General features: G+C 65.3%; 16 protein-coding genes and 3 rRNA genes. 16 read left to right on the top strand and 3 right to left on the bottom strand.

All coding sequences use genetic code 11. The features are described from left to right. The 3 genes from argH (at position 1) to PSR88_RS04810 (ending at position 4767) form a co-directional block, all read left to right on the top strand. Complete coding sequence (gene argH, locus PSR88_RS04820; RefSeq protein WP_011594141.1) at positions 1 to 1419, top strand: argininosuccinate lyase; 1419 nt, start codon at positions 1 to 3, stop codon at positions 1417 to 1419. A 106-nt stretch (positions 1420 to 1525) separates the two neighbouring features. Beyond that, positions 1526 to 4516: an acyl-CoA synthetase gene (locus PSR88_RS04815; RefSeq protein ID WP_016880102.1), complete on the top strand. Its 2991-nt coding sequence runs from the start codon at positions 1526 to 1528 to the stop codon at positions 4514 to 4516. 38 nt (positions 4517 to 4554) lie between these two features. Beyond that, entirely contained in the window at positions 4555 to 4767 is a 213-nt protein-coding gene (locus PSR88_RS04810; protein WP_005247353.1) for a Trm112 family protein, read from the top strand. Here the strand turns inward: PSR88_RS04810 and PSR88_RS04805 are convergent, their stop codons facing one another. From PSR88_RS04805 to PSR88_RS04795, 3 genes are read right to left on the bottom strand one after another with little or no spacing between them, the layout of a single operon-like run. Further along, a complete protein-coding gene (locus PSR88_RS04805) occupies positions 4768 to 5391 on the bottom strand; it encodes a TetR/AcrR family transcriptional regulator (RefSeq protein ID WP_016880103.1) in 624 nt (207 codons plus the stop codon). Further along, complete coding sequence (locus PSR88_RS04800; RefSeq protein ID WP_011594138.1) at positions 5388 to 6143, bottom strand: ABC transporter permease; 756 nt, start codon at positions 6141 to 6143, stop codon at positions 5388 to 5390. Before PSR88_RS04800 ends, PSR88_RS04805 begins: the two co-directional genes overlap by 4 nt. Beyond that, positions 6143 to 6874: an ABC transporter ATP-binding protein gene (locus PSR88_RS04795; RefSeq protein WP_009473609.1), complete on the bottom strand. Its 732-nt coding sequence runs from the start codon at positions 6872 to 6874 to the stop codon at positions 6143 to 6145. The genes PSR88_RS04800 and PSR88_RS04795 overlap by 1 nt, the downstream gene beginning before the upstream one ends. 39 nt (positions 6875 to 6913) lie before the next feature. Between PSR88_RS04795 and PSR88_RS04790 the strand changes: the two genes are divergently transcribed. From PSR88_RS04790 to PSR88_RS04730, 13 genes are all read left to right on the top strand, one after another. After that, positions 6914 to 7585, top strand: a complete 672-nt coding sequence (locus PSR88_RS04790) for a DNA-3-methyladenine glycosylase (RefSeq protein WP_011594137.1) — start codon at positions 6914 to 6916, stop codon at positions 7583 to 7585. A gap of 8 nt (positions 7586 to 7593) precedes the next feature. Beyond that, entirely contained in the window at positions 7594 to 8871 is a 1278-nt protein-coding gene (gene tyrS / locus PSR88_RS04785; RefSeq protein ID WP_029537419.1) for a tyrosine--tRNA ligase, read from the top strand. A 603-nt stretch (positions 8872 to 9474) separates the two neighbouring features. Then, positions 9475 to 10992: ribosomal RNA gene (locus tag PSR88_RS04780) — 16S ribosomal RNA — on the top strand. Between the two features lie 330 nt (positions 10993 to 11322). Beyond that, positions 11323 to 14458: ribosomal RNA gene (locus PSR88_RS04775) — 23S ribosomal RNA — on the top strand. A 130-nt stretch (positions 14459 to 14588) separates the two neighbouring features. Further along, positions 14589 to 14705, top strand: a 5S ribosomal RNA gene (gene rrf, locus PSR88_RS04770). Together the 16S, 23S and 5S rRNA genes form the textbook arrangement of a ribosomal RNA operon. Positions 14706 to 14765: 60 nt before the next feature. Then, the gene (locus PSR88_RS04765) at positions 14766 to 15758 is read left to right on the top strand and encodes a tetratricopeptide repeat protein (protein WP_016880794.1); all 993 of its coding nucleotides are present in this window, start codon (positions 14766 to 14768) and stop codon (positions 15756 to 15758) included. Next, the gene (locus PSR88_RS04760; RefSeq protein WP_016880793.1) at positions 15755 to 16750 is read left to right on the top strand and encodes an HAD-IIA family hydrolase; all 996 of its coding nucleotides are present in this window, start codon (positions 15755 to 15757) and stop codon (positions 16748 to 16750) included. Before PSR88_RS04765 ends, PSR88_RS04760 begins: the two co-directional genes overlap by 4 nt. A 77-nt stretch (positions 16751 to 16827) precedes the next feature. Continuing rightward, a complete protein-coding gene (locus tag PSR88_RS04755; protein ID WP_050787244.1) occupies positions 16828 to 17055 on the top strand; it encodes a hypothetical protein in 228 nt (75 codons plus the stop codon). Position 17056: 1 nt separating this feature from the next. Continuing rightward, the gene (locus tag PSR88_RS04750) at positions 17057 to 17887 is read left to right on the top strand and encodes a TlyA family RNA methyltransferase (RefSeq protein WP_029538186.1); all 831 of its coding nucleotides are present in this window, start codon (positions 17057 to 17059) and stop codon (positions 17885 to 17887) included. After that, positions 17884 to 18846, top strand: coding sequence for an NAD kinase (locus PSR88_RS04745; protein WP_009473603.1), 963 nt, complete (start codon positions 17884 to 17886; stop codon positions 18844 to 18846). Before PSR88_RS04750 ends, PSR88_RS04745 begins: the two co-directional genes overlap by 4 nt. A gap of 2 nt (positions 18847 to 18848) precedes the next feature. Next, positions 18849 to 20621: a DNA repair protein RecN gene (recN, locus tag PSR88_RS04740; protein ID WP_016880792.1), complete on the top strand. Its 1773-nt coding sequence runs from the start codon at positions 18849 to 18851 to the stop codon at positions 20619 to 20621. A gap of 110 nt (positions 20622 to 20731) precedes the next feature. Further along, complete coding sequence (gene steA / locus PSR88_RS04735; RefSeq protein WP_009473601.1) at positions 20732 to 21916, top strand: putative cytokinetic ring protein SteA; 1185 nt, start codon at positions 20732 to 20734, stop codon at positions 21914 to 21916. Next, positions 21913 to 22863, top strand: coding sequence for a copper transporter (locus tag PSR88_RS04730; RefSeq protein ID WP_009473600.1), 951 nt, complete (start codon positions 21913 to 21915; stop codon positions 22861 to 22863). Before steA ends, PSR88_RS04730 begins: the two co-directional genes overlap by 4 nt. Positions 22864 to 22907: the final 44 nt, after the last annotated feature.

Raw genomic sequence — 22907 nt, 5'->3', positions numbered from 1 at the left:
ATGAGTGCTCACGGCACCAACGAAGGAGCCCTCTGGGGCGGCCGGTTCGAGTCCGGACCGGCCGCCGCCATGGCGGCGCTGAGCAAGTCCACCCACTTCGACTGGGTGCTGGCCCCGTACGACGTGCGCGCGTCCCAGGCGCATGCCCGGGTGCTGCACAAGGCCGGCCTGCTCGGTGACGAGGACCTGGCGTCGATGCTCGACGGTCTCGGCAGGCTCGCGGCCGACGTCGCGAGCGGCGAGTTCGTCCCGAGCGAATCCGACGAGGACGTGCACGGGGCGCTCGAGCGCGGTCTGATCGATCGGGTCGGTCCCGAGGTCGGGGGGCGCCTGCGCGCCGGGCGTTCGCGCAACGATCAGGTGGCGACGCTGTTCCGGATGTGGCTGCGGGACGCGGTCCGCCGGGTGGCGGCGGGTGTCCTCGACGTCGTCGACGCCCTCGCGACGCAGGCCGCGGCGCACCCTTCCGCGGTGATGCCGGGCAAGACCCACCTGCAGGCCGCGCAGCCGGTGCTGCTCGCGCACCACCTGTTGGCGCACACACATCCATTGCTTCGTGACGTTCAGCGGTTGCGGGACTTCGACGTGCGGGCGGCCGTGTCGCCGTACGGTTCCGGAGCGCTCGCCGGCTCGTCACTCGGGCTCGATCCCGAGGCGATCGCCGCGGAACTCGACTTCGATTCGTCGGCCGAGAACTCGATCGACGCCACGTCGTCGCGGGACTTCGCGGCCGAGGCGGCGTTCGTGCTCGCGATGATCGGCGTCGACCTGTCGCGGATGGCCGAGGAGGTCATCCTCTGGAGCACTCCGGAATTCGGCTACATCACGCTCGCCGACGCCTGGTCGACCGGCTCGTCGATCATGCCGCAGAAGAAGAACCCGGACGTGTCCGAGCTCACCCGCGGCAAGTCCGGGCGACTGATCGGCAACCTGACGGGTCTGCTGGCCACGCTGAAGGCGCAGCCGCTCGCGTACAACCGGGATCTGCAGGAGGACAAGGAGCCGGTCTTCGATTCGGTGGCGCAACTCGAGTTGCTGCTCCCGGCGATCACCGGACTGGTCTCCACTCTCGAATTCCACACGGACCGAATGGCGGAACTGGCACCGGCGGGATTCACGCTGGCCACCGACATCGCCGAGTGGCTCGTTCGTCAGGGCGTCCCGTTCCGGGTCGCGCACGAGGCGGCGGGGGCGTGTGTCCGCGTTGCCGAGGCGCGGGGCGTCGGACTCGAGGATCTCACCGACGACGAACTCGCCGGGGTCGATCCGGCGCTCACTCCGGACGTGCGGGAGGTACTCACCGTCGAGGGTTCGATCGCCTCGCGTAACGCCCGCGGCGGTACGGCCGGTATCCGTGTGGCCGAACAGTTGGGCGGGGTCCGTCAGCTGTCCGAGTCGCTGCGTGAGTGGTGTCGATGACGCCCGCGTCGAACGCCCCGGATTAGGGGCCGTGTGACGCGTCGAGCGCAGTAGGGTGAGGGCGGGCGGCAGTGAGACGTGCGTCACAGTTCGAGAGTCTGGGAGAGTGTTCGTGGGACTGAATACCGAAACGGTGATGGGCCCGATCCGTCGTGTGGTGGCGACGGCGCAGAACGGGTTGGAGGTAGTTCGCCTCGGCGGACTCGAGACGGACCTCACCACATCGCCGTTCGAGGTGGTCGAACGCGCACCGATGTATCGGCTCCGCAGGTATTTCCCCGACACCGATCCTGCCGACGCTCGGCCCCCGATCGTCCTGGTCCCGCCGATGATGATGTCGGCCGACGTCTACGACGTGACGCGGGATCAGGGCGCAGTCGGCATCTTGCACTCGATGGGAATCGACCCGTGGGTGGTCGACTTCGGATCGCCGGATTCCGAAGAGGGCGGGTGGGATCGGAATCTCGCCGACCACATCGTCGCGATCAGCGAGATCATCGACCAGGTGCGGGCGCACACCGGTCGCGACGTGTACCTGTCCGGATACTCGCAGGGTGGCATGTTCGCCTACCAGGCTGCCGCCTACCGCCGCAGTCGCAACATTGCCGGCCTCGTGACGTTCGGCAGTCCGGTCGACACGCTCGCCGGCCTGCCGTTCGGCATCCCGGCGGGGTTTGCCACCGACGCCGCCGGCTTCCTCGCCGACCACGTCTTCAACCGGCTCGCGGTGTCGGGATGGATGGCGCGCACCGGGTTTCAGCTCCTCGATCCCGTCAAGACGCTGAAGTCGAGGCTCGACTTCCTGCGTCAGTTGCACGACCGGGAAGCGTTGTTGCCGCGGGAGCAGCAGCGACGGTTCCTCGCGACCGAGGGCTGGGTGGCGTGGTCCGGTCCGGCCGTCGCGGAGTTGCTCAAGCAGTTCATCGTGCACAACCGCATGATGACCGGTGGGTTCGTGATCAAGGATCAGGTGGTGTCGCTCGCGGAGTTGACCTGCCCCATCCTCGCGTTCGTCGGGGAGGTCGATGACATCGGTCAGCCGTTGGCGGTCCGTGGTATCCGCCGGGCCGCCCCGCGGGCAAATGTGTACGAATCGACTTTGCGGGCAGGGCATTTCGGTCTCGTCGTCGGTTCGGCGGCGGCCACCCACACGTGGCCCACCACCGGGAAGTGGGTGCTGTGGAACGAGGGTCTCGGCCCGCGGCCCACCAACATCGAGCTCATGCGCTACGACGAACATTTCGGCAGCGAGTCCGGAGTCTCCATCAGCGACCGCATCATTCACACCGTGGCGTCGGTCGCCGAGGTCGGTGTCGGTGTCGGTAAGGGAATCAGCGATTTCGCTTCGGGAGCGTTGCGCGGGACGGTGGAGCTGTCCGGCGAGGCCACCCGGGCGCTGCCGCGGCTGGCCCGGCTCGGTCAGATCCAGCCTCACACCCAGATCTCGCTCAGCCGGTTGCTGGCCGAACAGGCCCGGAAGGCGCCCGGCGGCGAGTGCTTCCTCTTCGACAATCGCGTCCACACTTACCAGGCGGTCAATCAGCGGATCGACAACGTGGTGCGCGGCCTGATCCAGGCCGGTGTCCGTCCCGCCGCTCACGTCGGCGTCGTGATGCAGACGCGCCCGAGTGCGCTCGCCACCATCGCGGCGCTGTCCCGTCTCGGTGCCGTGGCTGTTCTGCTTCCCCCGGGCCGGGAGGTGCACACCGCCATCCGCATCGACGGTGTCGAACGCATCGTCACCGACCCGGAGAATCTCGACGCGGCGATCGCGACCGGGATGCAGGTCCTGGTCCTCGGCGGCGGCGACCAGCGTGACCTCGACGTGGATCCGTCGGCGAACGTCGTGGACCTCGAGAAGATCGACCCTGCCGCCGTGATGCTGCCGGGCTGGTACCGGCCCGATCCCGGCCTGGCCCGTGAACTGGCCTTCATCATCTGCAGTGAGTCCAACGGCCACTGGGAGACCAAGCAGATCACCAACTACCGGTGGGCGCTGTCGGCGTTCGGAACGGCTTCGGCCGCCGATCTCGACCGCGGCGACACCGTATATTGCCTTGCACCCCTGCATCATTCGTCGAGTTTGCTGGCTGCGATCGGTGGTGCCGTGGCAGGTGGTTCGCGGATCGCGCTTTCGCGCGGAGTCGATCCCGAGCGGTTCGCCGAGGAAGTTCACCGCTACGGGGTGACCGTGGTCAGCTACACGTGGACGATGATGCGCGAGATTCTCGACGCCGAGAACCTCGCGCTCGACGGCAGTCACCCCGTCCGGCTCTTCATCGGATCCGGAATGCCGCAGGGATTGTGGCGTCGCACCACGGAGCGGTTCGCCCCGGCGAAGGTCCTCGAGTTCTACGCCTCCACGGAGGGCGACGTGGTTCTCGCGAACGTCGCCGGCGCGAAGGTCGGGTCGAAGGGGCGCCCCCTCCCGGGGAGCGCGGAGGTCCGGCTCGTGGCCTACGACCCGATCGCCGGACGGCTGCTGGAGGACGAGCAGGGATTCATCCGGGAATGCCAGGACGACGAGGTCGGTCTGCTCCTCGGCCGGGCCGGCGTGCACGCCGAGATGTCCGGTGGCGCAATGCGGGGGATCTTCGCCGCGGGCGACGCCTGGATTCCGACGGAGAACCTCTTCCGCCGCGACGCGGACGGGGACTACTGGCTGGTCGACCACCGGAAGACCGTGATCGCGACTCCGAGAGGGGCCGTGTTCACCCAGCCGATCGTCGACGCGCTCGTGTCCGTCGATCGGGTCGACCTCGCGGTTGCCTACGGGGTGGAGGTCGGCGGCAGGACACTGGCCGTTGCCGCGTTCACTCTCCGCGACGGGCGGGCGCCGAGGCTGGCGGAGATCTCCGAGGCTTTCGAGGTGCTTCCTCCCGCGTTGCGGCCCGACATCATCCAGGTGGTGGGGGACATCCCGCTGGGGTCCTCGTACCGCCCGAATGCGGACGCGCTGAGCGCAGCCGGACTGCCCAAGCCGGGAACCCGTGTGTGGTACGTCGATCCGGAATCGCACCAGTACAAGCGACTGACGAAGGCAATGGCCGCGGAGTTTCGGAACGGCTCGGCCGGGGTGCCTGCCGGTGCGCGGTAACCTGACACTGCTCACCCGAACGGTTGGAGAGGACTTCCGTGGTTATTGATCCGACGTTGCTCGGCATTCTCGCGTGCCCACAGGACAAGGGTCCTCTGCTGTTGGTCGGCGACGAGCTGCTCTACAACCCTCGCCTGCGGCGGGCGTATCCCATCGAGAACGGGATTCCCGTCCTCCTCATCGACGAGGCCCGGGACGTCGGCGCGGACGAGCACGAGACGCTGCTCGCGCGGGCTGCCGGCGAGGCCTGATCACGGCAGAGCGCCGGTGAGGTAGCGCTGCAACGTCGGCCCGACGATCGCGACCAGGTCGTCGACGGGCAGCGATGCCAGTGGCTCGAATTCGAGGATGTAGCGCGTCACCAGAACCCCGGCCATCTGGGATGCCACCAGCTGCATGCGCAGCATCCCGGTTCCCGGCGGTTCGTCGACGCGCGGTCCGAGGTCTCGGAGCACGACCTCCAGCAGGAACGTGCGAATCAAGTTGGGTTCGTTCCCTGCCATTGCGGATCGGAACGCCGCGACCACGGCGGGCTTGTGCGGCGACTCCCAGACGGAGAAGACGGCCCGGGCGAGGTGACTGCCGACCTCGCCCGTCGGGATGTCCAGCACCGGGGCGATCACCTGCGTCGGATCCACGGGAATGTCCACCGAGGCGAGGAACAGTTCTCGCTTGGTTCCGAAGTAATGGTGGATCAGGGCGGAGTCGACGCCGGCCCCGGTGGCCACGGAACGCACGCTGGTCTTGTCGAAGCCGTTCTGTGCAAACAGTTTCCGTGCGGCCGCCAGGATTCGTGACCGTGTGTCCGGGTTGCCCGGGCGGCGTCCCGTGCGCAGCCCGGGGGTGGTATCTGCGCGCGTCACGGGGCCGGTCATGGTGTGCGACGCCTCAGGGTCGCAGCGCCCAGCGACAGTGCGAGAAGCGCGAAGGCGGCGACCACAGCCAGGTCGCGCCACATGACGCCCGTCGCGCCGGGATGGGTGGCGACCTGCTGCAGCGCGTCGACCGCGTAGCTCAGCGGGAGGACGTTGCTGATCCACTCGAGCCACGTGGGGAGCTGATCTCGCGGTACGAGCAGCCCGCACAGGAAGAGCTGGGGCACCACGACCACGGGCATGAACTGCACCGCCTGGAACTCGGTGCGCGCGAAGGCGCTGCACAATAGGCCGAGGGCGACGCCGAGTATCGCGTTCAGCACGGCGATCAGCAGCACCCATGTCACGCTGCCCTCGGTGGTGAGGCCGAGGAAACCGAACGAGACGATACAGGCCAGCGCCGCCTGCGCAGCAGCGGCCGTGGAGAAGGCGGCAGCGTATCCGCCGAGCAGGTCGAGTTTGCCCATCGGGGTCGTGAGCAGGCGTTCGAGTGTTCCCGACGTGCGTTCGCGCTGCATCGCGATCGACGTGACGAGGAACATCACGACGAACGGCAGGATGCCGAGCATCGTGATCGCGACGCGCTCGAACAGCGACTGCTGACCGGGTGGCGCCGGAACGTTCTGATACAGGAAGTACAGCAGCACCATCAGCAGACTGGGTACCACCAGAATCATGGCGACGGTGCGGTGATCCGTTCGCAGTTGCGCGAGGATCCGGCCCGCAGTGGCCGCGAAGATCGTGACGTTCATCAGTTCTCGCTCCCGACATGTGATGCGCGAATGAGGTTCAGGAAGGCGTCTTCGAGGCTCGTCTCACCGGTCCGCTCCCGTAGTTCGCCGGGAGAGACCTGCGCGAGAAGGTAGCCGTCGCGCATGAGGAGCAGCGACGCGCAATGTTCGGCCTCGTCCATGACGTGGCTCGACACGAGAAGGGTGGTGCCGGCGTCGGCGAGAGCGTCGAACCGTTCCCACAGTTCTACGCGCAGGAGTGGGTCCAGGCCGACGGTCGGCTCGTCGAGCACGAGGATCTCGGGACGCGCGACCAGGGCGCACGCGAGGCTGACCCGTCCCAACTGTCCTCCCGACAGATCCGCCGCCTTCTGGGCCGCGAAGCGCGTCAGCCCCACCGCGTCGATGGCGTCGGTGACCGCGTTCGACGGCTGACCGTAGAGCGCGGCGAAGTAGGCGACGTTCTTCTTGACCGAGAGGTCGGCGTACACGCTGGGGGACTGGGTGACGTATCCGACGCGGCTCCGCAACGAGACCGAGCCCGCGGGGGAACCCAGCACCGTGACCGTCCCCGATTCCACGATCTGAGTGCCGACCACGCACCGCATCAGTGTGGTCTTTCCGCAACCGGAGGGTCCGAGGAGGCCGGTGATGGAACCGCTCGGCACCTGGACGTCGATGCCGTGCAGCACTTCGTTCTTGCCTCTGCGCACGTGCAGATCTCTGATGTCGATCGCCGGGCTGCCAGTCATGGCGGGCCTCAATTCATCACAGGGTGAATTCATTGCTTGATGAATTATGCGACCGCAGGGGTGGCGGCGTCAACGGTTGTGGAGAATCGGGACGTGACCATCGAACGACTTCACCGGGCCGAACCCGTCGACGCCGCGCGAATCGTCCTCGGATCCACGCTGGTCGTCGGAGACGTGCGCATCCGCATCGTCGAAGTGGAGGCGTACGGCGGGGAGAAGGACGGCCCGTGGCCCGACCCGGCATCGCACTCGTACCGGGGGAGGACGCCGCGCAACGAGGTGATGTTCGGACCGGCCGGGCACCTGTACGTCTACCGCAGTTATGGGATGCACTTCTGCATGAACGTGTCGTACGGGCCGGTCGGAGTCGCGGGCGGGGTGCTTCTCCGGGCGGGCGAAGTACTCGACGGTTGCGCGACGGTCCAGGCGCGCAGGCCCCGCGTCACGCGACCCGCGGAGTGGGCGCGCGGTCCCGGCAACCTGGGGTCCGCGACCGGCGTGACCCTCGCGGAGAACGGTGCGGCGCTGTTCGAGTCCGATTCGCCGGTTCGACTGGAGGTCGCGGAGTCGGACGGCTGGGTGAGTGGCCCCCGGGTCGGTGTCAGCACGGCCGCCGACCGTCCGTGGCGCTTCTGGATTCCGGAGTCGCCGGCCGTGTCGGCGTACCGGAGAAGCCCGCGTGCGATGTCCGCCGACGAGCAGATGGGATGATCGGAGCCGTGACTGAGAACATCATCGATGAACTGACCTGGCGCGGGCTCATTGCCCAATCAACCGATCTGGACGCGCTGCGCCGTGATCTCGACGCCGGACCGGTCACGCTGTATGCCGGTTTCGATCCGACCGGACCGAGTTTGCACGCCGGCCACCTCGTGCCCCTGCTCGCGCTGAAGCGGTTCCAGCGCGCGGGCAATCGCCCCATCGTGCTGGCCGGTGGGGCGACCGGTCTGATCGGCGATCCCCGCGACGTCGGTGAGCGGACGATGAACTCCGCCGACACCGTGGCGGAATGGGCTGATCGGATCCGGGGGCAGCTGGAACGCTTCGTCGACTTCGACGAGTCGCCGAGCGGGGCGATCATCGAGAACAACATGAACTGGACCGGCAAGCTGTCGGCCATCGACTTCCTGCGCGACGTGGGCAAGCACTTCTCCGTCAACGTGATGCTCGCGCGAGACACCGTGAAGCGGCGCCTCGAATCCGACGGCATGTCCTACACCGAGTTCAGCTACATGCTGCTCCAGGCCAACGACTACCTGCACCTGCGACGCAGTCACGGCTGCTCGCTGCAGGTCGGCGGATCCGACCAGTGGGGCAACATCATCGCCGGCGTCGAACTGAATCGGCGCATCGACGCCGAGTCGGTGCACGGACTGACCGTCCCGCTCGTCACGTCGGCGGACGGCAAGAAGTTCGGGAAGTCGACCGGAGGCGGAAGTCTGTGGCTCGACCCGGAGATGACGAGCCCCTACGCGTGGTACCAGTACTTCGTGAACACCGGCGACGCCGACGTGATCAAGTACCTGCGGTGGTTCACCTTCCTCACGGCCGAGGAGTTGGCGGAACTGGAGACGGCGACGGCCGAGCGGCCGCATGCACGCGAGGCGCAGCGCAGGCTCGCCGCCGAGATGACGACGCTCGTGCACGGCGAAGCCAACACTCGTGCCGTGGAGCTCGCGAGCCAGGCACTGTTCGGTCGCGCGGAACTGCAGGACCTGGACGAGCCGACCCTCGGTGCCGCCCTCCGGGAGGCGTCCGTCGCGGAACTTGCGCCGGGGGAGCCCGCCGGCATCGTCGATCTTCTGGTTCTCAGTGGATTGTGCGAGAGCAAGGGTGCGGCCCGCCGCACCGTCAAGGAAGGCGGCGCGTCGGTGAACAACCAGAAGATCTCGAGTGAGGACTGGACCCCGGCGCCGACCGATCTGCTGCACGGAACGTGGCTCGTGATTCGCCGGGGAAAGCGCAACTTCGCCGGCATCAAGGTGCTGTCGAACTAGCGTGCGGCGGGTCACACCCGCGTAATTCGGCGGACTGCGGTCCGGTGGCCCGCGCGCAGCGCGGGCCACCAGCGGATTTTACGTGTCGGATGCCTGTGACCTGGGGATTTGACGCTCCGTTTCCCGTCGCGTAACTTATTCCAGGTCAGAGCGACACGGACACCAACCCCGACCGCGAGGCCGGGGACACGAGGTTGGACGCAGGCGCCTGAACTTCCCGAGAATACCGAACCTGGTTCGATGCTTTCGAGATGTGCTGATCGCCCCGGTTTGCGCCGGGGCGCGGCAGGAGATAAGTTGGAGCGGTTGCCCCGGAGCGGCTGGCGAGTGTGCCAGTGGTGATGGTGTGTGCGTGTTCTTTGAGAACTCAACAGTGTGTCGATGAATGTCAGTGCCAAATGTTTTTGGTACTCCGCATCACGGATGATCAACCGCCTCTTGGGGTTTGGTTGTGAGGTGTGGTGTGGGTATTTGCTGGCTCTTCTCCTTCTTCCGTCGGAGGGGGGTCAGTGTTTGAAAATGCTAGTTTGAGTTTTTGATCGCTAGTGATTTGACTCGATGTCTATGACTGATTTCCGGGTTCGCCTGCGATTTCTAGAGTCTTCAACGGAGAGTTTGATCCTGGCTCAGGACGAACGCTGGCGGCGTGCTTAACACATGCAAGTCGAGCGGTAAGGCCCTTCGGGGTACACGAGCGGCGAACGGGTGAGTAACACGTGGGTGATCTGCCCTGCACTTCGGGATAAGCCTGGGAAACTGGGTCTAATACCGGATATGACCTTCGGCTGCATGGCTGAGGGTGGAAAGGTTTACTGGTGCAGGATGGGCCCGCGGCCTATCAGCTTGTTGGTGGGGTAATGGCCTACCAAGGCGACGACGGGTAGCCGACCTGAGAGGGTGACCGGCCACACTGGGACTGAGACACGGCCCAGACTCCTACGGGAGGCAGCAGTGGGGAATATTGCACAATGGGCGAAAGCCTGATGCAGCGACGCCGCGTGAGGGATGACGGCCTTCGGGTTGTAAACCTCTTTCAGCAGGGACGAAGCGAAAGTGACGGTACCTGCAGAAGAAGCACCGGCTAACTACGTGCCAGCAGCCGCGGTAATACGTAGGGTGCAAGCGTTGTCCGGAATTACTGGGCGTAAAGAGTTCGTAGGCGGTTTGTCGCGTCGTTTGTGAAAACTCACAGCTCAACTGTGAGCCTGCAGGCGATACGGGCAGACTTGAGTACTGCAGGGGAGACTGGAATTCCTGGTGTAGCGGTGAAATGCGCAGATATCAGGAGGAACACCGGTGGCGAAGGCGGGTCTCTGGGCAGTAACTGACGCTGAGGAACGAAAGCGTGGGTAGCAAACAGGATTAGATACCCTGGTAGTCCACGCCGTAAACGGTGGGCGCTAGGTGTGGGTTCCTTCCACGGGATCTGTGCCGTAGCTAACGCATTAAGCGCCCCGCCTGGGGAGTACGGCCGCAAGGCTAAAACTCAAAGGAATTGACGGGGGCCCGCACAAGCGGCGGAGCATGTGGATTAATTCGATGCAACGCGAAGAACCTTACCTGGGTTTGACATATACCGGAAAGCCGTAGAGATACGGCCCCCCTTGTGGTCGGTATACAGGTGGTGCATGGCTGTCGTCAGCTCGTGTCGTGAGATGTTGGGTTAAGTCCCGCAACGAGCGCAACCCTTGTCTTATGTTGCCAGCACGTAATGGTGGGGACTCGTAAGAGACTGCCGGGGTCAACTCGGAGGAAGGTGGGGACGACGTCAAGTCATCATGCCCCTTATGTCCAGGGCTTCACACATGCTACAATGGCCAGTACAGAGGGCTGCGAGACCGTGAGGTGGAGCGAATCCCTTAAAGCTGGTCTCAGTTCGGATCGGGGTCTGCAACTCGACCCCGTGAAGTCGGAGTCGCTAGTAATCGCAGATCAGCAACGCTGCGGTGAATACGTTCCCGGGCCTTGTACACACCGCCCGTCACGTCATGAAAGTCGGTAACACCCGAAGCCGGTGGCCTAACCCCTTGTGGGAGGGAGCCGTCGAAGGTGGGATCGGCGATTGGGACGAAGTCGTAACAAGGTAGCCGTACCGGAAGGTGCGGCTGGATCACCTCCTTTCTAAGGAGCACATCTCCAATGTTGTTGTCACACAGGTGTACAGCGGCTTGGCAGAGACCGTTTAGTCCTCATCAGTAGGGCTGCGGACGCTCATGGGTGGAACACTGACAAACATTCTTTTCACTACTGCCGGCCCGAGTGCCGGTGGGAGAAGAGTTATATCGATGCACTGTTGGGTCCTGAGGGAACACGCGAGTGTTTTTTCTAGGCAAGAACTTACAAGTGATCATGGTGGTCATACCGGCCGGGTTTTTCTGGTGTTCGGTGGCGACGAGGACATGGTTGGTTGTGTGTTGTTTGAGAACTGCACAGTGGACGCGAGCATCTTTGTTGTAAGTAATGAAGAGCGTACGGTGGATGCCTTGGCACCAGGAGCCGATGAAGGACGTAGGAGGCTGCGATAAGCCTCGGGGAGCTGTCAACCGAGCTGAGATCCGAGGATGTCCGAATGGGGAAACCCAGCACGAGTGATGTCGTGTTACCCGCACCTGAATATATAGGGTGTGTGGAGGGAACGTGGGGAAGTGAAACATCTCAGTACCCACAGGAAGAGAAAACAATAGTGATTCCGTGAGTAGTGGCGAGCGAAAGCGGAAGAGGCTAAACCATGGATGTGTGATAGCCGGCAGGTGTTGCATTCGTGGGGTTGTGGGGTTCATCTTGTCAATGCTGCCGTGTTGGCCGACAGTAAGAAATCATTGTGTTAGTGGAAGTGGTCTGGAACGGCCTGTCGTAGAGGGTGAGAGTCCCGTACACGAAAACATGATGACTGTCGTGATGGAAACCCAAGTAGCACCGGGCCCGTGAAATCTGGTGTGAATCTGTCGGGACCACCCGATAAGCCTGAATACTCCCTGGTGACCGATAGCGGACTAGTACCGTGAGGGAAAGGTGAAAAGTACCCCGGGAGGGGAGTGAAATAGTACCTGAAACCGTGCGCTTACAATCCGTCAAAGCCTTTGCACACTTCGGTGTGGGGGGTGATGGCGTGCCTTTTGAAGAATGAGCCTGCGAGTTAGTGGCATGTCGCGAGGTTAACCCGTGTGGGGTAGCCGTAGCGAAAGCGAGTCCGAATAGGGCGTCCGTAGTGGCATGTTCTAGACCCGAAGCGGAGTGATCTACCCATGGCCAGGTTGAAGCGACGGTAAGACGTCGTGGAGGACCGAACCCACTTAGGTTGAAAACTGAGGGGATGAGCTGTGGGTAGGGGTGAAAGGCCAATCAAACTCCGTGATAGCTGGTTCTCCCCGAAATGCATTTAGGTGCAGCGTCGCGTGTTTCTCACCGGAGGTAGAGCTACTGGATGGTCTAGGGGGCCCACAAGCTTACCGAAATCAGCCAAACTCCGAATGCCGGTGAGTGAGAGCGCGGCAGTGAGACTGCGGGCGATAAGGTTCGTAGTCGAGAGGGAAACAGCCCAGATCGCCAGCTAAGGTCCCTAAGCGTGTACTAAGTGGAAAAGGATGTGGGGTCGCGAAGACAACCAGGAGGTTGGCTTAGAAGCAGCCACCCTTGAAAGAGTGCGTAATAGCTCACTGGTCAAGTGATCCTGCGCCGACAATGTAGCGGGGCTCAAGTACACCACCGAAGCTGCGGCATTCACACAATGCACCCCCTTGATTCTGCGGAGTCTTGGGCAGTGGTGTGGATGGGTAGGGGAGCGTCGTGTGGCCATGGAAGCGGCGGGGTGACCCAGCCGTGGAGGCCACACGAGTGAGAATGCAGGCATGAGTAGCGAAAGACGAGTGAGAAACTCGTCCGCCGAATGACCAAGGGTTCCTGGGCCAGGTTAATCCGCCCAGGGTGAGTCGGGACCTAAGACGAGGCCGACAGGCGTAGCCGATGGACAACGGGTTGATATTCCCGTACCCGTGTGAACGCGCCCCTGGTGAATCAGTGATACTAACCATCCTGAAGCGTCCTTACGCCCCTTCGGGGGCCCTGGATGTGGATGCATGGGACCTGATCTGGTAGTAGCCAAGCGATGGGGTGACGCAGGAAGGTAGCTGAGCCAGTCAGTGGTAATACTGGTGTAAGCCTGTAGGGCGAATGGTAGGCAAATCCGCCGTTCATCAAGCCTGAGAGGTGACGCATAGCCGAATGAGGCGAATTCAGTGATCCTATGCTGCCGAGAAAAGCCTCTAGCGAGCTTTCACACGGCCCGTACCCCAAACCGACACAGGTGGTCAGGTAGAGAATACTAAGGCGATCGAGATAACTATGGTTAAGGAACTCGGCAAAATGCCCCCGTAACTTCGGGAGAAGGGGGGCCTCGTCCGGTGATCACTCTTGCAGTGTGAGCTGGGTGGGGCCGCAGAGACCAGTGAGAAGCGACTGTTTACTAAAAACACAGGTCCGTGCGAAGTCGTAAGACGATGTATACGGACTGACGCCTGCCCGGTGCTGGAAGGTTAAGAGGACCGGTTAGCCACTTCGGTGGCGAAGCTGAGAATTTAAGCCCCAGTAAACGGCGGTGGTAACTATAACCATCCTAAGGTAGCGAAATTCCTTGTCGGGTAAGTTCCGACCTGCACGAATGGCGTAACGACTTCTCAGCTGTCTCAACCATAGACTCGGCGAAATTGCATTACGAGTAAAGATGCTCGTTACGCGCGGCAGGACGAAAAGACCCCGGGACCTTCACTACAGCTTGGTATTGGTGTTCGGTTCGGTTTGTGTAGGATAGGTGGGAGACTGTGAAGCGCTCACGCCAGTGAGTGTGGAGTCGTTGTTGAAATACCACTCTGATCGTATTGGACCTCTAACCTCGGACCATGATCTGGTTCAGGGACAGTGCCTGGTGGGTAGTTTAACTGGGGCGGTTGCCTCCCAAAATGTAACGGAGGCGCCCAAAGGTTCCCTCAGCCTGGTTGGCAATCAGGTGTCGAGTGCAAGTGCACAAGGGAGCTTGACTGTGAGACTGACAGGTCGAGCAGGGACGAAAGTCGGGACTAGTGATCCGGCACCGGCAAGTGGAAGCGGTGTCGCTCAACGGATAAAAGGTACCCCGGGGATAACAGGCTGATCTTCCCCAAGAGTCCATATCGACGGGATGGTTTGGCACCTCGATGTCGGCTCGTCGCATCCTGGGGCTGGAGTAGGTCCCAAGGGTTGGGCTGTTCGCCCATTAAAGCGGCACGCGAGCTGGGTTTAGAACGTCGTGAGACAGTTCGGTCTCTATCCGCCGCGCGCGTTAGAAACTTGAGGAAGGCTGTCCCTAGTACGAGAGGACCGGGACGGACGAACCTCTGGTGTGCCAGTTGTTCCACCAGGAGCACCGCTGGTTAGCTACGTTCGGAAGGGATAACCGCTGAAAGCATCTAAGCGGGAAGCCTGTTCCAAGATGAGGTTTCTCACCCCCTCGAGGGGGTAAGGCCCCCGGCAGACCACCGGGTTGATAGGCCAGAACTGGAAGTCCGGTAACGGATGCAGGTGACTGGTACTAATAGGCCGAGGACTTACCACAAAGAAGCTACGCGTCCACTGTGCAGTATCTGAAACAACACACACGTTTCAGAACAGAAGAAAGAAGCACACCCCACCACCAATGGTGATGTGTGTCTTCGCTGATGTTCCGTGTGACAGTTTCATAGAGTTACGGCGGCCATAGCGGAGGGGAAACGCCCGGTCCCATTCCGAACCCGGAAGCTAAGCCCTCCAGCGCCGATGGTACTGCACCCGACAGGGTGTGGGAGAGTAGGACACCGCCGAACATCCGTTACCGAAAGGGGACCCAATATACTGGGTCCCCTTTCGTGGTTTGTGTGAAAGGAATGACTGTGTCGGAGAGTGACGACGGACGTCGGTCCTTCCGCGGAGGCGGCGCCTCCAACAGCAATCGAGGCGGCGCCTCCAACAGCAATCGAGGCGGCGCCTCCAACAGCAATCGAGGCGGCGCCTCCAACAGCAATCGGGGCGGCGCCGGCGGTTCGGGTCGGGGTGGCTCGACCGGTGGCCCCCGTCGCGATTCGCGCGACAACCGTGGCGGGGCCGGTGGCGATCGTCGCGGTGGGGGACCCCGTCGTGGCGGCGAGGGCGGTTTCGCGCCCCGTGGACGTGAAGGTGACCGTCCGCAGCGGCAGCAGGCGCGTCCGGACGAACCGGATCTGCCCGAGAACGTCGAGGCCGGCGAGCTCGATCCCGCGGTACGCCGCGACCTGCTGAGCCTGGACAAGACGAACGCGAACACGGTTGCGCGTCACCTGGTGATGGCAGGCAAGCTGGTCGACGACGATCCGCGACTTGCGCTCGCGCATGCCCGCGCCGCGCGTCAGCGTGCGGGCCGCATCGCCATCGTGCGTGAGGCCGCGGGTATCACCGCGTACCACGCCGGCGAATGGGCCGAGGCGCTGTCGGAGTTGCGCGCCGCTCGTCGCATGGCCGGTGGTCCCGGGCTGCTCGCGGTCATGGCGGACTGCGAACGCGGACTCGGCCGCCCGGAGCGTGCGATCGAACTCGGTCGGAGCGAGGAAGCTGCTGCGCTGTCCGGTGACGAGGCAGCCGAGCTGCGCATGGTCGTCGCCGGAGCGCGCATGGACCTCGGTCAGTTCGACCAGGCCGTGGTCACGTTGCAGACCCCCGATCTCGACGCTTCGCGGACCGGCCCCGGTGCCGCTCGCCTGTTCTACGCGTATGCGGACGCCTTGGTGGCGGCCGGCCGCATCGAGGACGGACTGAAGTGGTTCCTCAATTCCGCCGCCGCGGATCTCGAGGGTGACACCGACGCGGAGGAGCGTGTGGCCGAGCTGACCGGAGACGATCAGTGACGGTTCTGCGCGACGGCTACGACGCCCTGCTGCTCGACCTCGACGGCACCCTGTATCAGGGGCCGCAGGAAATCCCCGGTGCGCGAGAGGCTTTGGCGGCCGGGGAGCAGTCCTGCTACTACGTGACCAACAACGCCAGTCGCAGCCCGGGCGAGGTCGCGGAACACCTGACCGAACTCGGGTTCGACGCCGACGAGTCGACAGTGGTGACGAGTTCCCAGTCCGCGGCCAGGCTGCTCGCGGAGAACGTCGCCCCCGATTCGCCGGTCCTGATCGTGGGCACCGAAGCGCTCGCCGACGAAGTGCGGAACGTCGGACTGCGCCCGGTGCGGTCGTTCGAGGACGCGCCCGCGGCTGTCGTCCAAGGACATTCGCCGACGACGGACTGGGCGATACTCGCCGAGGCGACCCTCGCGATCCGGGCCGACGCGGTCTGGGTGGCGGCGAACCTGGACTCGACCCTCCCCACCGAACGCGGCCTCGTCCTCGGCAACGGATCGATGGTCGCGGCGCTACGCACGGCGTCGTCCCGCGAACCACTCGTGGCGGGTAAACCGGCCGCGCCGCTGATGGAGGACGCGATGCGCCGCAGTGGTTGCGCGCGCCCGCTCGTCGTGGGCGACAGGTTGGACACCGACATCGAAGGCGCCAACAACGTCGGTCTCGACTCGCTCTTGGTGCTCACCGGAGTGAGCACCGCGGTCGACGTGCTGCGTGCGGCCCCGGAGCAACGGCCCACCTATCTGGCGTCCGAACTGGACGCGCTCAACCGCCCCGCCGAGGAATCCCTCATCGGTGAGGACAGCCGCTGGTCCGTCGAGTTCGACGGCACAGACCTGGTGATCGAACCGACCATCGATTCCGCCGCGCGGGTGGATTCGGCCGCCCTGCTGCGGGCCGTGGCCCTCGCCGCCTGGAAGTTCCCCGGCTTCGCGCGAATCACGTCGACGACGCCCGCGGTGAGCGCGGTCGCCTCCGGCTGGGGTGCCTGAAACCCGGCAGACCCGCGTTGTTCGTCACGCGATTCGCTGTATGCGTATCGGAACCCGATGGACTAGCGTTGTGCCCGATGAGCACGCCAATACCGCGCCCGGGAGCCCATCTACCTGGGCCTCCTCAGAGTGTCGACCCCGAGAAGATCCACTCGGAGGTCGATGGATTGTTGTCGCGGCTCGGAGCCGTCGAACCGGATCCTGACGACGAGCACGGCGTCGGAGTCATCCCACGCAAAGCCCATCTTCTCGAGAAGGCGCACGACGTGCTGGTGGAGGCGCTGGCCACCGTGGACAAGATCTGACGTGGCCCGTCGAGCACGGGTGGATGCCGAACTCGTTCGGCGGGGACTGGCCCGGTCCCGCGAACACGCGCAAGAACTCATCGCCTCCGGCCGAGTACTGATCTCGGGAGCGGCAGCGACCAAACCCGCCACCGCAATCGAAGCGGGAACTCCGCTGCGGGTGGTCGAGGTCGACAACGAAGTGTCCTGGGCATCGCGCGGAGCCCACAAACTCCTGGGTGCGCTCGAGGCGTTCGGCCCCCGCGGACTCGAGGTCGAGGCCAAGCGCTGCCTCGACGCAGGCGCGTCCACCGGCGGCTTCACCGATGTGCTGCTTCACCACGGCGCGCGGGAGGTGGTGGCGGTGGACGTCGGCTACGGCCAGCTGGTGTGGCGGCTCCAATCCGACGACCGCGTCCACGTCATCGACCGGACCAACGTGCGTTCCATCGACGCCGAGCAGATCGGCGGCCCGGTCGATCTGGTGGTCGCGGACCTCTCGTTCATCTCCCTGAAGCTCGTCCTCCCGGCGTTCGTCGGCTGCGTGGCGGACGGCGCAGATCTGATTCCGATGGTGAAGCCGCAGTTCGAGGTCGGCAAGGACCACGTGGGCTCCGGTGGTGTGGTGCGTGACCCGGAGTTGCGCGTCGCCGCGGTACTGGATGTCGCGAAGACGGCAGCGTCGCTGGGACTGCGTACCGTCGGTGCAGTGGCCAGTCCGCTGCCGGGACCGTCGGGGAACGTCGAGTACTTCCTGTGGCTCCGCGCGGATGTCACACCCGGGACGGATGATGTACCGGTCGAGTCGATAGAAGAGTTGATCCGCACCGCGGTGCAGGAGGGACCACAGTGAGCGGGGGAAGCAGCGGCACCCAGCAACGCGAGCGGGAGATCCTGCTCGTCGCGCACCCGGGCCGCGCCGAGATCACGGAGACCGCGAGACGCGTCGGCAAGATCTTCGAACGGGCCGGAATCGGACTGCGCGTCCTCGTCGACGAGGTCGACAGCACCCGCATCGAACCGATGGACGGCATGGCCGCCGACGAATTCCTGGTCCCCGGGCTGGAAGTCACCATCGTGCAGGCCGGCCCCGACGCCGCCCTCGGTTGCGAGATGGTGCTCGTCCTCGGCGGCGACGGAACGTTCCTGCGGGCAGCGGAACTCGCCCAGGCCGCCTCCATTCCGGTTCTGGGCATCAACCTGGGCCGCATCGGGTTCCTCGCGGAAACGGAGGCCGAGCACCTCGACGAGGCGCTCGCCCAGGTGGTGCGTCGTGAATACCGCATCGAACACCGAATGACGCTGGACGTGCTGGTCCGCGTGGACGACGAGATCATCGAACGCGGCTGGGCACTCAACGAGGCGAGCATCGAGAACCGGTCCCGGCTCGGTGTGCTCGAGGTGGTGCTCGAGGTGGACGGCCGCCCCGTGTCGGCCTTCGGCTGTGACGGCGTCCTCATCTCCACCCCGACGGGGTCGACGGCGTACGCGTTCTCGGCAGGCGGCCCCGTGGTGTGGCCGGAGCTGGAGGCCCTGCTCGTGGTCCCGAGCAACGCGCACGCGCTGTTCGCGCGCCCGCTCGTGACGAGCCCGAATTCGCTGATCGCGGTGGAAACGGTGGCGGGCAGCCACGACGGTCTGGTGTTCTGCGACGGTCGCCGGACCCTCGAGCTGCCCGCGGGCGCCCGCGTCGAAGTGGTGCGTGGCAAGGAACCCGTTCGGTGGATACGGCTGGATTCGGCGCCGTTCGCGGACCGGATGGTGCGAAAGTTCGAGCTGCCCGTCACCGGGTGGCGAGGAAGGAAGCCCTAGACGTGCTGGCAGAGATCAGGATCGACAACCTCGGTGTGATCTCCGAGGCGTCGGCGCAATTCCACGAAGGTTTGACGGTGCTCACCGGTGAGACCGGTGCGGGCAAGACGATGGTGGTGACGAGCCTGCACCTGCTCAGCGGTGCGCGGGCAGACGCGGGCCGGGTGCGTCTCGGCGCGCCCCGTGCCGTCGTCGAGGGCCGGTTCTTGACGGACGAGGGCTCGGAGCATGTCGAACGTGCCGTGTCCCGGCTCCTCGAATCGACCGGCGCCGAGCGCGACGAGGACGGCACTATCATCGCGGTGCGGACCGTCGGCAGCGACGGACGGTCCCGCGCCCACCTGGGCGGGCGCAGCGTTCCGGCGGGCGTGCTGTCCGAGTTCACCGATCCACTGCTCACCGTCCACGGACAGAACGATCAGCTGCGGCTGCTGCGCCCCGACCAGCAATGCGCCGCCCTGGACAGGTTCGCGGACAAGACGGTCGGCCCGCTGCTGGCGCGGTACCGCAAGCACCGCGACGAATGGGTGACCGCGCGAACCGAACTGATCGAACGCACCGGGCGCACCCGGGAACTCGCGCAGGAAGCCGACCAACTGACGTTCGCCCTCAACGAGATCGACGGCGTCGCGCCCACCCCGGGCGAGGACGAGTCGATCGTGTCGGAGGTGCGCAGGCTCAGTGAACTCGACTCGCTGCGCTCTGCGGCCGAGGAAGCGCACGCCGCGCTCGCCGGCGGCGACGACATGGACGGCGACGGAGTCGGCGCACCCGCCTTGGATCTGTTGTCCGAGGCGCGGGCCCGGATCGAATCGGCCACCGACCCCGAACTGGACGGGCTCGGACCGCGCCTCGCCGACGCGATCGCGGTGATCACGGACGTCTCCGCCGACCTGACCACGTATCTCGCCGGACTTCCCGCGGATCCGGGGGCGCTGGACTCCTTGCTGTCGCGTCAGGCGGAACTGAAGAACCTCACCCGCAAGTACGCTGCCGACGTCGACGGCGTACTGGAATGGGCAGGCAACGCCCGTGCGCGGCTCGCGAAGATCGACGTGTCCTCCGATGCATTGGCGGCGCTGACGAAGCAGGTCGAGGAGTCGGCGGCGTCCACCGCGGAGGCCGCGTCGAAGCTGACCGCCGCCCGCGTCAAGGCCGCGGCCAAGCTCGCCAAGGCCGTCAGTTCCGAACTCGCAGGTCTGGCGATGGGCCGGGCCGCGCTGGAGGTGTCGGTCCGGCCCCGGATCGCCGGACCTCAGGACACGGCACCGCTCACCATCGACGGGACGGAACTGCACGCGGGATCGTCCGGCGTCGACGAAGTGGAATTCCGGCTGTCGGCGCACAGCGGCGCACAGTCGCTGCCCATCAGCAAGAGCGCGTCCGGCGGTGAACTCTCGCGCGTGATGCTGGCCCTCGAGGTGGTCCTCGCCGGATCCGACTCCGGCGCGACGATGGTGTTCGACGAGGTCGACGCCGGCGTCGGCGGTCGGGCCGCGGTCGAGATCGGCCGGCGACTCGCCCGGCTCGCCCGGACACACCAGGTCATCGTCGTGACGCACCTGCCGCAGGTCGCGGCGTTCGCGGACACCCACCTGGTGGTCGACAAAGTCGACGACGCGGACGGCGTCGTCAGCAGTGGTGTGCACACGCTCACCGACGACGAGCGGGTGGTGGAACTGGCGCGCATGCTCGCCGGACTCGACGACACCGAGACCGGCCGCGCCCACGCGGAGGAACTGTTGGCCACCGCCAACGCCGAGCGTTCCGTCTGAACCGGCCCGGCGGACCGCCGGCCGCACCCGTGGTAATGGTGTGACTGATGTGGTAAACGGTTCGGCGCGCCTCCACAGGTCGGTCCGGCTTCCGGTCCATCATCGAACTCATGAAGATGCCGGCACTGCTGTCACGTAACACCGAAACTTTGCCTGGGGTCAGCGGCATCGCCAGGGTGGATCGCAACACGGCCAAGTTGCTGCGACGCGTCGGACCCGGTGACATCGTCGTTCTCGACGAGCTCGACCTCGATCGCGGGACCGCGGACGCCCTGGTGAAGGCCGGCGTTCTCGCAGTGATCAACGCGTCGCCCTCCATCTCGGGGCGCTATCCCAACCTCGGACCGGAGGTGATCGTCGCCAACGGGATCCTCCTGGTGGATTCGGCCGGCACCGAGATCTTCAAGAGCATCAAGGACGGCAGCAAGGTCCGGGTGAACGGGGGAGGTGTCTACTCCGGGGAACGGCGCATCGCGAAGGGCGAGGAACAGACCGAGGCGGAGATCTCCGACCGGATGATCGAGGCGAAGACCGGTCTGGTCGACCACCTCGAGGCGTTCTCCGGCAACACCATCGAGTTCATCCGCACCGAAAGTCCGCTGCTGATCGATGGAGTCGGCGTCCCCGACGTCGACGTCGACATGAAGGAACGGCACGTCGTGATCGTGTCCGACGGACCGGACCACGCGTCCGACCTGAAGAACCTCAAGCCGTTCATCAAGGAGTACTCGCCGATCCTCATCGGCGTCGGGGCAGGCGCCGACGTCCTCAAGTCGGCGGGCTATCGCCCCGACCTCATCGTCGGTGACCCCGAGGACATCACGAGCGCCACGTTGAAGTCGGGCGCCGAGGTGGTTCTCCCCGCCGACCAGGACGGTCACGCACCCGGTCTGTCACGGATCCAGGACCTCGGCATCGGAGCGATGACGTTCCCCGCGTCAGGGTCCCCGTCCGACCTGGCACTACTGCTGGCCGATCATCATGGCGCGTCGCTGATCGTCACGGTCGGGAGCACCGTCTCCCTCGACGAGTTCTTCGACCGCGGCCGCCGCGACAGCAACCCGTCGGCGTTCATGACCCGGCTGAAGGTCGGGCCGAAACTGGTGGACGCGAAGGCCGTGGCGACCCTGTACCGGAGCCGGGTGTCGGGCGGCGCGATCGCGCTGCTGGTGCTGGCCGCACTGGTTGCGGTGATCGTGGCCCTGGTGGTGTCGAACATCGGTGGTGAGGCATTGGACTGGGCCGTCACGACGTGGAACAGCTTCGCGTTGTGGGTTCAGGGGTTCTTCAAGTGATTTCTCTGCGTCACCATGCCATTTCCATAGCGGCGATCTTCCTGGCTCTGGCAATCGGCGTGGTGATGGGTTCCGGCCTGTTGTCGAGCGGTCTCGTGTCGGGGCTGCGCGACGACAAGGCCGACCTGCAGACCGACGTGGAGAAGGCGAACGAACGCAACAACCAGCTGACCGAGCAGCTGAACTCGGCGGACGGCTTCGATTCCGCCGTGGGCGGCCGCGTGGTGGCCGACTCTCTCGCGCAACGCACCGTGATGGTCGTGACGACCCCGGATGCCGACCCCGCCGACCTCGACGGGGTCAACCGCATGATCGCGCAGGCCGGCGGGTCGGTGACCGGCCGGGTGTCGTTGACCGATTCGTTCGTGGACGCGACGGGCGGTGACCGGCTGCGGACGGTCGTCAACAACGTGATCCCTGCGGGTGTCACGCTGAAGACCGGGGCCGTCGACCAGGGCAGCCTCGCAGGCGACCTGCTCGGCTCGGTCCTGATGCTCGGCAAGGAAACGGGCCAGCCGCAGAGTTCCGCACAGGAGATGGCGCTCGCTCTCGAGACCCTCCGCGGTGCCGGATTCGTCAGTTACGACGACGGTGCGGTCCAACCGGCACAGGTCGCGGTGGTGCTGACCGGCGACCGCGACGTGGAGGACGGCGTCAGCGGCAACCGTGGTGCGGTGGTGGCCCGGTTCGCGGGCGCGCTGGATGCGCGCGGTGCCGGGGCGGTTCTCGCCGGGCGTCCGGCGTCGGCACAGGGCAACGGCGCGGTCGCCGTGGCGCGGGCCGACGCGGCCCTCTCCGCGGCGCTCACGACGATCGACAACATCGACCGGGAAGCGGGCAAGATCACCGTTCCGCTGGCCCTGCAGGAGCAACTGAACGGCGGCGCCGGCCGGTACGGCACCGGGCCCGGCACGACCGGGGTCACCGTCGGGGCCACCCCGGCGTAGCGCGCGTCACATCGGGGCGGTCAATCGCGGCGCGTTGTTTCCGG

The organism is Rhodococcus sp. DK176, assembly GCF_038447315.2.
Lineage (GTDB): Bacteria > Actinomycetota > Actinomycetes > Mycobacteriales > Mycobacteriaceae > Rhodococcus_F > Rhodococcus_F jostii_A.
Note: the sequence above shows the minus strand (reverse complement) of the source record. Positions and strands in the feature narration are given on the sequence as shown.